Raw genomic sequence first — 12,020 nt, 5'->3', positions numbered from 1 at the left:
CGCCGACGGCAAACTCGCCGAGGGCGAGCCGTGGATTCAAGAAAGCGTCATCGGCAGCCGCTTCGTCGCGCGCTATCGCTGGATCGATCGCGACAAAGGCACGGTCGCGCCGACAATCACCGGCTCAGCGTACGTCAATGGCGAAGCCACGCTCCTTCTGAATCCGCGCGATCCGGTACTGGTGAGCGGTCACCCGGCGACGGTTCTGTCCGAGCCCGCGGCAACGCCTGCAAGCTCGCCTCCGGCAACGGCAACGGCAAGCGCCAGCACCCTGGCGTCCCCCTCCTCCGCCGCGAGCCCGTCCGCGAGCTCAGCCGCTTCGGGCGGAGGCGACACCGAACTGTTGATGGCTGACGGCAATCGCACGTTCGTCATCACGATTCCGTTCGGCAAGGTGTCCGGCTCCGATGCCGTCACTGTCCTGACGAACGTCGCCGCGCTGGTCTACCAGCACACGCTGCCGGCGGGCGGCAGCTCAGCCACCGCCGCCCCGACGACGTCCCCGAAGACCTCACCGCAGCCGAGCGCGTCGTGAACCGGCGCGGCCACCGCGCGAGCGAAGCGATGGCCGCCAACCGGCCCTGATCAGACCTCGATGCCCGAGACCTCGTGCGGCTCGTAGGGGGCTTCGAGCTGCGCGACCTCCTCGTCCGTGAGCTCCACCGACAGCGAGGCGATCGCGTCCTCCAGGTGCTGTAGCTTTGTCGCCCCGACGATCGGCGCGGTCACCACCGGGTTGCGCGAGACCCAGGCGAGCGCCACCTGCGCCCGCGGCAGCCCGCGGCGCTGCGCGATCGCGGCGACGGCCTCGACGATGCGCCGGTCGCCCTCGTGGTACAGGTTGCTGGCGAACCGGTCGCTCGCGCCGCGCTCGCTGGACTCGTCCCAGTCGCGGGTCAGCCGGCCGCGTGCGAGCGGGCTCCACGGGATGACGCCGACGCCCTGGTCCGCGCACAGCGGCAGCATCTCGCGCTCTTCCTCCCGGTAGAGCAGGTTGTAGTGGTTCTGCATGGTCGCGAACGCGGTCCAGCCGTTCGCGCGGGAGAGGTAGAGCGCCTTCGCGAACTGCCAGGCGAACATCGAGGAGGCGCCGATGTAGCGCGCCTTTCCGGCCTTGACCACGTCGTGCAGGGCCTCGAGGGTCTCCTCGACCGGCGTGGTCGGGTCCCAGCGGTGGATCTGGTAGAGGTCCACGTAGTCGGTGCCGAGGCGGCGCAGGCTGTTGTCGATCTCGGTGAAGATCGCCTTGCGGGACAGGCCGCCGATGTTGGGGCCGCGCCGCGCCGGGAAGTAGACCTTGGTGGCCAGCACGATCTCGTCGCGGCGGGCGAAGTCGCGCAGCGCGCGGCCGGTGATCTCCTCGCTGCTGCCGCCCGAGTAGCTGTTGGCGGTGTCGAAGAAGTTGACCCCGGCCTCCAGCGCGCGCTTGATGAGCTGGCGCGAGGCCTCCTCGTCGAGCACCCACTGGTGGCCGCCGCGGGCCTTGTCCCCGAAGCTCATGCAGCCGATGCACAGCCGCGAGACGTCGAGGCCGGTCGATCCCAGCTTCACGTACTGCATGTCCATTGCCTTACTCCCCTGCCTCGCTCCCCTGTCACGCCTGCTGCGCCCGGCCGCGGACCTCGTCGCGCCAGCTGTGCTGCGGCTCGTAGCCGAGGACGCGGCGGGCCTTGTCGATCGACAGCAGGGTCTCGTGCTCGCCCAGTTCGCGCAGCACCGGCACGTCCGGGTACACCTCGGCGGCGAGGCTCGCGCTGCTGCGTTCGGCCATGACGGTGTCGGCGTTGGCGATGATGAAGACCTCGAGGCCCGGGTTCGGGTAGGCCAGCGCCCTGCGGACCGCCTGGGCGCCGTCGCGCGCGTCGATGTACGACCACAGGTTCCACTTGCGCAGCGACGGGTCTGCGTCGAAGGACGGGAAGGCGGCGTAGTCGTGCGGCTCCATGACGTTGGAGAACCGCAGGCCGATGATCTTCAGCTGCGGATCCCAGCGGGCGAACTGGGCGGCCATCTGCTCGTCGAGGTGCTTGGCCAGCGAGTACGAGGTCTCCGGGCGGCCCTCGTACTCCTCGTCGACCGGGATGTACGGCGGCGGGGTCTCGAACGGCAGGCCGAGGACGGTCTCGCTGGAGGCCCACACCACGTTGCGGATGCCGGCCAGCCGCGCCGCCGCGAACACGTTGTACGAGCACCGGATGTTGTTGGCGAAGGTCGCGGCGTTGGTGGCCACGCCGGGGCCGGGGATCGCGGCCAGGTGCACGACGGCGTCCAGGCCGCGGTGCCGGTCGTCGATGCCGGTCAGCGCGCCGACGACCTGGCCGTAGTCGGTCAGGTCGAGCTGCGTGTAGGCCGAGCGGGGACGGGCGTGGCCCGGCGGCGGCGCCTGGTCGAGGTTGTGCACCTCCCAGCCGTGGTCGAGCAGTTCGGCGACGACCGCGCGGCCGAGCTTCCCACTGCCTCCGGTTACCGCGACTCGTCCCACCGCGCCGTCGGCCATTTGCGCCACCATCCCGCTCGTCGAGTGCTTTTGATGATCGGGCCCTGTTATCGCCGCACGCGGCCGGTCCGGCGCCGCGCGAAGATCTTCGGAGCCAACCTACCAAGCCGCGGGCCGCAGCGGGCCGACGGGAACGACGCGGGCCAGGTCCGCACGCAGCGCGGCGACGCGTTTGCCGCCGAGCACCGCCGCCCAGCCTTCCATCAGATCGGCCATCGCGCGGTCGGCCGCGCGGGTGCAGGCCCAGCCGTGCGGGGTCAGCGCGAGCAGCCGGGCGCGGGCGTCGGTCGGGTGCGGCCGCCTGGTGACGTAGCCCTTCCGGACGAGTTCGTCGACGAGCTGGCTGGCCGCCTGCTTGGTCACGCCGAGGTGCTCGGCCACGTCGCCGACCGTCGCGTCGCCCGCGGAGATGCGCACGAAGGCGAAGCCGTGGGTCGGGCGCAGGTCGTCGAAGCCGGCCGCCATGACCGCGGAGTGGATGCCGTCGACCAGGGCGGTGGCCGCCGACAGGAGCAGCGTGGCCAGGGCGAGGTTGTCCGCCCTTGCGGCCTGGTCCACCGCCGCGGCTTCCCGCCGTCGTCCCGCCGTCCGCTGCATCTCGCCGTCGCGCATGCGCCCATCCTGCCACCTTGACAAAGAAGACAAGCTGCTTGACCATTTAGTCAAGCCAGTTGTCTATCGGCCCCGTTGTCTGTGGGCCCCGTCGTCTAGCAGCCACGGTTTCTATCAGCCACGGTTTCAATCAGCGCAGGGCAGTCGAGCTCCGCGCCGCCGTTCCGAAGGGTTTTTCCATGCCTGTCATCCGTTCCGCGGACGCCGTCGTCTTCGAGATCCACGGCGCCACCTTCAGGTCTTACGCCTCGTCAGCCGCGGGCAGCAAGGAACTGTGCTTTTGGCGGACCGAACTCCCCGACGTCGGGACCGGCCTGCCGCACCGCGTCTCGCGCGAGGAGGTGTTCGCGGTCATCGAAGGCCGCGTGCAGCTCACCCTCGACGGCGAAGCGCACGTGCTCGGCGTCGACGACATCGCGGTCGTGCCGGCCGGCGCGTCGCTGCGCCTGGACAATCTCGGCCCCGGACCTGCCGCGCTGTGGGTGAGCACCAGCACCGGGCTCGAAGCAGAGCTCGAAGACGGCAGCCGGATGTGTCCGCCGTGGGCCGCCTGACCGGTGAGCTGATCCGGTGAGCCGACGGGTCGACACCCGACGAACTGTTGGGGCAGTTTTTAGACTTCCATACCAGGACAAAGGGTTACCAAGCACCGCGCGCCGGGCGTAGATTCCGAGGCCGTACCAGGAGAGGCGTACGGAAGGAGCGCGGCGGTGTCCACTGCCCTCGGGATCGGAGCAGGCCTGTGCTGGACCCTGGCCTACCTGCTGATCATCCGGATCGGTCTGCGCGAGCGGACCTACGGCATGCCCATCGTCGCCTTCGCCTCCAACATATCGTGGCAGTTCATCTACGCCTTCTTACGTCCCTCGAACGGAGTACAGCACGGCATCGACATCGTGTGGTTCCTGCTGGACTGCGGGATCGCCTACACGGTGGTCCGGTTCGGGCCGAGCGAGTTCCCGTACCTTTCCAAGCGGGTGTTCTACGGCTGTCTCGCCGCGCTCCTCGCGCTCGCGTATCCGGCCGTTGATCTGGTCGGGACGCAGTTCGACGCCGGCGCCGGGGCGTACTCGGCGTTCGGCTCGAACCTGATGATGTCCGCGCTGTTCATCGCGATGTTCACGGCGCGGCCCGCGGGGCGCGGCCAGTCGATCGGGATCGCCACCGCGAAGCTGGCGGGCACGGCGTTCGCCTCCGGCTCGGTGGCGGTCAAGAGCGACCTCGCGGCGCGCTACCACGGCGGGCTGCTGCCTTATCTCTACGTCGCCTGCTTCGTGCTCGACTTGGTGTATCTCGGCCTCGTGCTCTCAGTGCGCTCGATTCCGATATCTTCGGCCGAAGGGGAGACGATCACGGCGATGTCGACGGGAGCAGGTGCGATCACCCATGAGTCAGCAGACGTGGACAGCGGTCGATGACTACTTCAACAACGCATTGCTGCCGGCCGACCCGGTGCTCGACGGCGCGCGGGCGCTGAGCGCGCGGGAGGGGCTGCCGGACATCGCGGTCGCGCCGAACCAGGGCCGGCTGCTGCACATGATCGCGCGCATCCACGGCGCGCGCCGGATCCTCGAGGTCGGCACGCTCGGCGGATACTCGACGATCTGGCTGGCCCGGGCGCTGCCGCAGGACGGGACGCTGATCTCGCTCGAGGTCGACCCGCACCACGCCGAGGTGGCGCGGGCGAACCTGAAGTCGGCCGGGCTGGAGGGCAGGGCCGAGGTGCGGGTCGGGCGCGCGGTGGACAGCCTGGCGGCGCTGGCGCAGGAGCGGCCTGAGCCGTTCGACTTCGTCTTCATCGACGCGGATAAGCCGTCGAACGCCGACTACCTGCAGTGGGCGCTGCAGCTCTCGCGGCCGGGCACGGTCATCGTGGTCGACAACGTGGTGCGCGACGGCAAGGTCATCGACCCGAACAGCGCGGACTCATCGGTGCAGGGCGTGCGGCGGCTGGTCGACGTGATGGCCGACGAGCCGCGGCTGACCGCCACCGCCGTCCAGACCACGGGTGTGAAGGGCTACGACGGCTTCATCTTCGCGATCGTCGAGAGCTAACGCGGCGAACACCGCGATCACGGCCGACCGATAGCATGCGGCACGTGTTTTCCAGGCAGGTGTTTTCCAGGGAAGTCCCGCTGCCGACAGCCGACGGGGCGCAGCAACCGGACGCTGCGCCCGAGCCGGCCCGGCGGGAGCGCGCCTGGAGCATGCCGTCAGCGCGCCGTTTCGCCGCGCGCCACGGAATCCCGCTGCTCGTCTTCGCCGGCCTGGCGGTATACCTGCTGCACGGCCTGATCCTGCATCCGGGCACGAAGATCATCGGCCAGGACGCGGCGGACCAGACGACCTTCGAGTGGATGCTCAGCGCGGTCGCGCAACAGGTCGCGCATTTCCACAACCCGCTCTTCAGCGCCGCCATGAACGCCCCGCGCGGCGTCAACCTGATGGCGAACCCGTCGGTCCCGCTCTACGGCGTCCTGCTCACCCCGCTCACCCTGGCGGCCGGGGCGACGGCGAGCTTCGTGTTCCTGCTGGTGTTCAATCCGTTCGCGGCCGCAACGGCTTGGTACTGGTTCTTCCTGCGCCATCCCGAGACCAGCGAGGCCTCGCCGGGAATGCGCCGCGGCGCCGCGGCGATCGGCGGCCTGCTGTGCGGCTTCTCCCCCGCGATGGCGGCCCACTCTTACGGGCATCCCAACCTCACCGCCCAATGGCTCGTGCCGCTCATCGCCGACCGGGTCCTGGCGTTGCGCGTACCGGGGCGGTCCCTGCGGACCGGCGCGGTGCTCGGCCTGCTGGTGGCGGCGCTGACCGCCATCGCCGAGGAGTTGGTGTTCATCACCGGCCTCACGCTCGGGCTGGTGATCCTGTTCGAAGCGCTTGCCCGCCCACGCCAGGCGTGGCGAGCCGCCCCGGTCGCGTTACGCGGCGCCGGCGTAGCCGCCGCAGTCGCGGGTGTGCTGCTCGCGTATCCGCTCTGGTTCCAGTTCAAAGGCCCCGGTTCCTACACCGGCGCGCCTTGGGCTTCCGCGAACTACGAGGCGGATGCCAAGTCCTATTTCGCCTTCTCCCAGCTCTCGCTCGCCGGCGCGGCCCGATCCGCGGCGCTCGCGCCGAACATCACGGAGGAGTCCGCGTTCGTCGGCTGGCCGCTGCTGCTGATCGCGCTCGCGGTCCTGGTGTGGCGCTTCCGGGAGTCGGCGGTGCGGTCCGCCGGGCTGGCTGCGGTGGTGATCGCCGTGTTGTCGCTGGGCTCGACGCCGATGTTCGGATCCGCGACGCTGCGGCACAAGGGGCCGTGGTCGTACCTCGCGGGTCTTCCGCTGTTCGCCGACGCGCTGCCGGTGCGGCTTTCGTTCGCCGTCTTCCCGCTGCTGGCGTACATCCTGGTCATCGGCGTGCACCGGTTCACCGCCCGGTTGCGTCCGAGGCTGGCCGCGGCGGCTCCGGTCGCCGCGTTCGCGGTCGTGGCGGCGGCGCTCTTGCCCATCGCTCCCCGCGCCGTGACGACCCAGGACCGTCCGGCCGCTCCGGCGTTTTACGCGGACGGGCTGTGGCGGCAATGCGTCGGCCCGGGCAAGACGCTCGTGGCGTTCCCGTTCGGCTTCACCGCGATGCGTTGGGCGGCGGTGGCCGGTGACCGCTTCCCCATCGTCGGGGGCGACTTCTTCGGGCCGGGCGTGGGTACGCGCGCCTTTGGAACCCCGCCCGAGCGCCCGACGCAGCGGTTGCTGACGCAGGTGGACGCGACCGGCGCGGTGCCGGCCATCACCGCGACCACACGTCTTCAGGCCACTGAGGACGCCGCGTACTGGCGAGCCGGCTGCGTCGCGCTGTTCAGCGCAGTGCCGAACGACGGCTCTGCCCAGCTGAACGGAGCCGACCTCCCGCTGCGGCATCCGGTACAGGACCGGTTGCTGCTCACCGAGCTGTTCGGGCCCGGCAAGCAGGTCGGCGGGGTCTGGACCTGGCGGATCGGATGATCAGAGCACTGCGGTGCGGCGCGCGTGGCAGTCGGCCAGGTGGTCGTCGACCAGGCCGCAGGCCTGCATGAGCGCGTAGCAGGTGGTCGGGCCGACGAAGACGAAGCCGGCCTTCTTCAGCGCCTTGGCCATGGCGGTCGACTCCGGGGTGATCGCCGGGATGTCCCCGCCGCGGCGGGGCGCGGGACCGGGCTCGGCCGGGGCGAAGGACCAGATCAGTTCAGACAGGCCGCCGTCGAGCGCGGCCGCGGTCCGCGCGTTGGCGATCGCCGCGTTGACCTTGAGCCGGTTGCGCACGATCCCGGTGTCGGCGAGCAGGCGTTGCACATCCCGCTCGTCGAAGGCCGCCACCTTCTCGATGGAGAAGTCGGCGAAGGCGGCGCGGAAGGCGGGACGCTTGCGCAGGATGGTGAGCCAGGACAGACCGGACTGGAAGGCCTCCAGGCAGAGCCGCTCGAACAGCGCGTCGTCGCCGTGCAGCGGCCGCCCCCACTCCTCGTCGTGATACGCGAGGTAATCCGGCGTTTCACCGGCCCATGGGCAGCGCGCGAGCCCGTCCGCACCGATGATCGCCACCCGCTCGTTCTCGCCCATTGCCCGCGTCCGTTCCGGTCTGTTCTGTCGCGCCGCGCTGGCGCGCTTCGCCGTGTTGGTGCCGTGAAAAAATCCTGCCATCCGGCACCGACAAGACCGGCGATCAGGATTGTTCGACGATCCTGATCCGAATGGCGCGGAAGTGGTCTGGGGCCTTTTGCAGGTCGGCCATTTTCGGATCCCCGACGTACAACTGCGGCGCGAGTTCCTTCTCCCAAAGCGGTTTAAGGCGCGCATCGCTGCGTAACGCGCCGAGAGCGCCGGTATCGCCTCCGACGATGAGGGCGTCGAGACGCGCGGTATGCGGCAGAAGAATGCGTGCGGCGGTATCGGCTGCCGCGGTGTACGCCTCGCGCGCCTGGCCTTCTCGGCGACGGGCGAATCGTTGCTGCGACCAGCCACCAGCCTTGGTGCGTCCCTGCACGTGACGTGCCCCGACCTTCGAGTCGGTGAGCCGGGTGCCCTCGAAGAGGCCGACCGCGTATCCGCCTCGCCGCACCAGCAGTACGCCGACCGTGCGCGGTGCGAGCGCGTGCGCGGCCAAGTCGTCGATCAGGCCGACCGACTCGGCCGCGTCAAGCGGTGGAAAGGGAACGCAGCACGTCGCTCTCGAACCGTCGACCGCCGTCAGTTCAACTGCCTGACCGCTACACGCATCATCGGCCGCGACGACGCGCGGCGGTTCTGCGAGCGCACCGCCGTGTCGTTGAGCGAACCCGTCGCACCACCGCACCAAGCGATCCGGGCCTACCTCGACCCATACTCCCCCGCCCGCCGCCGGTCTGCTCACCATGTCGGCAAACAGTACCGGCGACAGGCAGCAGTTACTCCTCGTCGATCGGTGCCTGAGCGAGGCTCAGATGCCGCGGGCAGGGCGGCGTTCAGGCCTTCGGCACCGCGAGGAGCGAGAACTGGGTGCCGCTGGCGTCCAGGATGACCGCCATCCGGCCGACCGGGGTGTCGAAGGGGGCCTGCGCCACCGAGCCGCCGTTGCGGGCGGCGACGGCTGCCGCCTCGTCGGTGTCGGCTACCGAGAAATAGGTGTTCCAGAAGTTCGGCGTGCCCGGCGGCAGGCCGGCCGGCTTCGAGCCGATGCCGCCGCGTACCTCGTCCTTCACCTTGAGCAGGTGGTACTCGCCGGGCCACTCCGGCATCGCGTCGTAGGTGTATCCGTATACCTGCTCGTAGAAGGAGCGGGCCCGGGCCGGATCGTCGTTGAGGTTCTCGTTCCAGGTGAACGCGCCCGGCTCGTTGGCCAGCTGCGAGCCGCGGTGCTCGCGTCCCTGCCAGACGCCGAAGACCGCGCCGGTCGAGTCGAGCGCGAGCGCCATCCGCCCCGCGCCCGGCACGTCCATCGGGCCCATGAACACGTTGCCGTCGGCCTTCACGACGCGCGCGGCGACCGCGTCCGCGTCGTCCGCCCACAGATAGGTCACCCACACGGCGGGTCCGGGCTGGCCGGGCGGCTGCGGCCCGAGCCCGGCGACCACCTTCCCGTCCTTCATGGCGAGGTTGTAGTGCCCGAACTCCTCACCGCTGTCGTTGAACTGCCAGCCGAACAGTTCGCCGTAGAAGTGCTTGGCGCGCTCAAGATCGGGGGTCATCAGATCGACCCAGCAGGGTGTGCCCTCGTCGTACCCGGTGAACTCGACCATCGCCGGCCTCCAAGGTCGCCGCGGCGCATGGCGCCATCGCCACGCTGGGACCGCGCGCTTCAGTCTGCTCCGCTTTCCGGCGGTTTTCCCGAACGTCGGTCCGAACGGGTGATGAACCGTTCGCGTGCCTCGTCAAGCCGGTCGGCTTCGGCCCGGCGATCCGCCGCCCTGTCGGTATCCCTAGCCAACATCGGCTGCGGACCGGGCCGCATCACGAGTGAGAACGGCCGTCGCAGCGGGTTTCAGGCGGGACGGTTGAGCTGCTCGGAAAGTCGGAAAGCAGGTCGGTCGCGAGCTGGGCGCCGACGCGTTCGAGCAGCTGTGCGGCATTGACGATCGAGCGCGCGGGGTCCGGTTCGAGGGCGGTCAGGGGGTAGGCGGCGGCGAATCCGGCCTCTGCCAACTGCTGCGCCGCGAGGTCGAGTCTTCCGCAGACGGCGGCGACGGGAACGCCGCGCCGCCGCGCCGCGTGCGCGACGCCGGCCGGGGCTTTTCCGTGCAGCGTCTGGCGGTCTAAGCAGCCTTCGCCGGTGATCACAAGGCTCGCGTTTTCGAGTGCCGCGTCGAAGCCGAGCACGTCGAGAAGTACTTCGATGCCTGATTCGCGGGTCGCACCGAGGACCGCGAGAGCGCCGAACCCGATGCCGCCCGCGGCGCCTGAGCCCGGCGCTCGCGCTGCCTGCTGCGCTGCTTCGCCGAGCGACTGTGACAGGACCTTGACTAAGTTGGCGAGTCCGGCTTCGAGGGCCGCCACCTCCTGCGGGCCGGCCCCCTTCTGCGGGCCGTAGACGGCGGCGGCTCCGTGCTCGCCGAGCAGCGGGTTGTCGACGTCGGAGGCGAGTACGACGCGGGCGGCCGCGAGACGCGAGTCCAGCCCGCTGAGGTCGGCGGACGCGAGCCGGGCCAGCGATCCGCCGCCGCCGGGCAACTCGCGGCCGTCCGCGTCGAGGAAGCGCGCGCCGAGCGCGGCGAGCATGCCGGTGCCGCCGTCCGTGGAGGCGCTGCCGCCCACCCCGAGCACGATCGTTTTCGCGCCCGCGCCGAGCGCCGCGCGCATGAGTTCCCCGGTGCCGAAGGTGCCCGCGTCGAGAGGCGCGAGCCGTCCGTCCGGCAGTTGACGTAAACCCGATGCCTCGGCCATCTCGACGATGGCAGTCTCGCCGCGCAGCGCGAACGCAGCCTGCACCCGGTTGCCGACCGGCCCGGTGACCGCGCTCCGGTGGCGGCTGAAACCGCCTGCCACCGCGGCATCGACGGTGCCTTCTCCGCCGTCGGCGACCGGCAGGAGCCTGAGTTCGAGATCGGGCGCCACGCGGCGCAGGCCGGCCGCGACGTGCTCGGCGACCTCGGCCGCGGTGGCCGAACCCTTGAACTTGTCAGGGGCGATCAGCACGCGGCGCGCGCCTGGGGAGTTCATGGCACCAACCTAGTGCCGCGACCACGGTCGCAATCGATTACCTGACCGGCCCGGTGATCCGGCATCCTTGGGCCCATGAGCACCACGACCGATCCGTTCGCCCGCCGTGTGGAGGACCGCGACGCCGCGCCGCAGTTCGTGCTGCCGCTGGTGGTGCGGATCGAGCGGGACGCGGCGCCCGCACGCACCGACGCGCTGGAGACGGCCGCGCGTGCGGTGCTCACGCTGCTGACGGACGAGCGCTCAGCGGGCGAGGGCGAGTGGGCCGAGGCGGTGCGCGACTGGCAGGACGGGCGCATCCGCAAGGTCGTGCGGCGGGCGCGCGGCGCCGAGTGGCGGCGGGCGGAGGCGCTGCCCGGCATCACGGTCCGCGGCGCGTCGGCCGAGGTGCGCGTCTATCCGCCGGTTGCCCTGGACGCCTGGCCGAAGGATCTCGCCCGGCTTCAGGTGTCGGGGACGGATCTCGAAGATCCGCAGCCCCCGGCCGCGCCCGCTCCCGGCGAGCCGGTGCTCTGGTTCAATCCGGCCGTGCAGATGACGGCGGGCAAGGCGATGGCCCAGGCCGGGCACGCGGCCCAGCTGGGCTGGTGGGCGCTGACGCGGGAGCGCGCGGAAGCGTGGCGCGGTGAAGGCTTCCCGCTGGCGGTGCGCACCGCGACACCGGAGCAATGGTCGCAGTTGGCGGCCGCTGACCTGCCGACCGTGCGCGATGCCGGATTCACCGAGATCGCGCCTGGTTCGGTCACCGCCATCGCGCAGCTCGTGCGCTAGATCGACGCCCGGCGCGCGCACGGTCGCCGGGTCAGCCGGCCAATCAGCTGTCTGACTGGGGTTCCAGGAACTCGATGCGGTTGCCGAACGGGTCGTGTGCGTAGAAGCGCTCGTGGCCGGGGAAGTCCTCGTCCCACTCCACAGCCACGCCGTGTTCCTCCAGCCGCGCGGCCAGGTTCTTCAGGCCCGAGATCAGCAGCGCCGGATGCGCTTTGCGCGCCGGGACGAACTGCGCTTCGACCCCGACGTGCACCTCGACGCCGCCGCCGGCGAACCAGCAGCCGCCGCGCGCGGCGAGTACCGGCGGCTTCGGCCGTTCCTGCATGCCCAGCGCGTCCTGCCAGAACGCGCGCGAGGCCGCCTCGCCGCCGGGCGGCACGGACAGCTGGACGTGGTGGACGCGGGCGAAGCCGTATGCGGGCTCGAACTCGGACACGCGAACTCCCCGAGACGTGGATCTGTTGACATCGACTATCTTGACATCGAGATAA

14 protein-coding genes are annotated in these 12,020 nt (G+C 70.6%); 6 read left to right on the top strand and 8 right to left on the bottom strand.

Annotated elements, in window-relative coordinates:
* On the top strand, window positions 1–535 hold a 535-nt coding region (locus VFB40_RS20785; protein ID WP_324853198.1), incomplete at its 5' end, for a proline racemase family protein.
* A gap of 50 nt (window positions 536–585) precedes the next feature.
* Here VFB40_RS20785 and VFB40_RS20780 read toward each other — a convergent pair.
* The 3 genes from VFB40_RS20780 to VFB40_RS20770 all read right to left on the bottom strand — a co-directional run bounded on the left by VFB40_RS20780 (window position 586) and on the right by VFB40_RS20770 (window position 3,094).
* Window positions 586–1,560 carry an aldo/keto reductase gene (locus VFB40_RS20780; protein ID WP_349261569.1) on the bottom strand — a complete coding sequence of 325 codons (975 nt, stop codon included), beginning with the start codon at window positions 1,558–1,560 and terminating at the stop codon, window positions 586–588.
* Between the two features lie 34 nt (window positions 1,561–1,594).
* A complete protein-coding gene (locus VFB40_RS20775; RefSeq protein WP_324853194.1) occupies window positions 1,595–2,497 on the bottom strand; it encodes an NAD-dependent epimerase/dehydratase family protein in 903 nt (300 codons plus the stop codon).
* Window positions 2,498–2,596: 99 nt separating this feature from the next.
* The gene (locus tag VFB40_RS20770) at window positions 2,597–3,094 is read right to left on the bottom strand and encodes a MarR family winged helix-turn-helix transcriptional regulator (RefSeq protein WP_349261568.1); all 498 of its coding nucleotides are present in this window, start codon (window positions 3,092–3,094) and stop codon (window positions 2,597–2,599) included.
* Window positions 3,095–3,288: 194 nt separating this feature from the next.
* Between VFB40_RS20770 and VFB40_RS20765 the strand changes: the two genes are divergently transcribed.
* The 4 genes from VFB40_RS20765 to VFB40_RS20750 all read left to right on the top strand — a co-directional run bounded on the left by VFB40_RS20765 (window position 3,289) and on the right by VFB40_RS20750 (window position 7,092).
* Window positions 3,289–3,663, top strand: coding sequence for a cupin domain-containing protein (locus VFB40_RS20765; protein WP_324853190.1), 375 nt, complete (start codon window positions 3,289–3,291; stop codon window positions 3,661–3,663).
* Window positions 3,664–3,732: 69 nt separating this feature from the next.
* Window positions 3,733–4,527 carry a transmembrane-type terpene cyclase gene (locus VFB40_RS20760; protein ID WP_527249206.1) on the top strand — a complete coding sequence of 265 codons (795 nt, stop codon included), beginning with the start codon at window positions 3,733–3,735 and terminating at the stop codon, window positions 4,525–4,527.
* Complete coding sequence (locus tag VFB40_RS20755; protein ID WP_324853186.1) at window positions 4,496–5,164, top strand: O-methyltransferase; 669 nt, start codon at window positions 4,496–4,498, stop codon at window positions 5,162–5,164. The genes VFB40_RS20760 and VFB40_RS20755 overlap by 32 nt, the downstream gene beginning before the upstream one ends.
* 44 nt (window positions 5,165–5,208) lie before the next feature.
* Window positions 5,209–7,092 (top strand): DUF6311 domain-containing protein, encoded by a 1,884-nt coding sequence (locus VFB40_RS20750; protein ID WP_324853184.1) that lies wholly within the window; start codon window positions 5,209–5,211, stop codon window positions 7,090–7,092.
* Here the strand turns inward: VFB40_RS20750 and VFB40_RS20745 are convergent, their stop codons facing one another.
* The 4 genes from VFB40_RS20745 to VFB40_RS20730 form a co-directional block, all read right to left on the bottom strand.
* Entirely contained in the window at window positions 7,093–7,686 is a 594-nt protein-coding gene (locus VFB40_RS20745) for a DNA-3-methyladenine glycosylase I (RefSeq protein ID WP_324853182.1), read from the bottom strand. It lies immediately after the preceding gene.
* Window positions 7,687–7,789: 103 nt separating this feature from the next.
* Window positions 7,790–8,479, bottom strand: a complete 690-nt coding sequence (locus tag VFB40_RS20740; RefSeq protein WP_324853180.1) for an acVLRF1 family peptidyl-tRNA hydrolase — start codon at window positions 8,477–8,479, stop codon at window positions 7,790–7,792.
* A gap of 88 nt (window positions 8,480–8,567) precedes the next feature.
* On the bottom strand, window positions 8,568–9,341 hold the full coding sequence (locus VFB40_RS20735) for a VOC family protein (protein WP_324853179.1): 774 nt from the start codon (window positions 9,339–9,341) through the stop codon (window positions 8,568–8,570).
* 211 nt (window positions 9,342–9,552) lie between these two features.
* Window positions 9,553–10,758 carry a glycerate kinase gene (locus VFB40_RS20730; RefSeq protein ID WP_324853177.1) on the bottom strand — a complete coding sequence of 402 codons (1,206 nt, stop codon included), beginning with the start codon at window positions 10,756–10,758 and terminating at the stop codon, window positions 9,553–9,555.
* A 75-nt stretch (window positions 10,759–10,833) separates the two neighbouring features.
* On the opposite strand from VFB40_RS20730, the gene VFB40_RS20725 reads away from it, so the two are divergent.
* Window positions 10,834–11,529, top strand: coding sequence for a peptidyl-tRNA hydrolase (locus tag VFB40_RS20725; protein ID WP_324853175.1), 696 nt, complete (start codon window positions 10,834–10,836; stop codon window positions 11,527–11,529).
* 43 nt (window positions 11,530–11,572) lie between these two features.
* Here VFB40_RS20725 and VFB40_RS20720 read toward each other — a convergent pair whose 3' ends face one another.
* Window positions 11,573–11,965, bottom strand: a complete 393-nt coding sequence (locus VFB40_RS20720) for a VOC family protein (protein WP_324853173.1) — start codon at window positions 11,963–11,965, stop codon at window positions 11,573–11,575.
* Between the last annotated feature and the right edge of the window lie 55 nt (window positions 11,966–12,020).

This window comes from Actinocrinis sp. (assembly GCF_035650855.1).
In the GTDB taxonomy this organism is placed as follows: domain Bacteria; phylum Actinomycetota; class Actinomycetes; order Streptomycetales; family Catenulisporaceae; genus Actinocrinis.
Note: the sequence above shows the minus strand (reverse complement) of the source record. Positions and strands in the feature narration are given on the sequence as shown.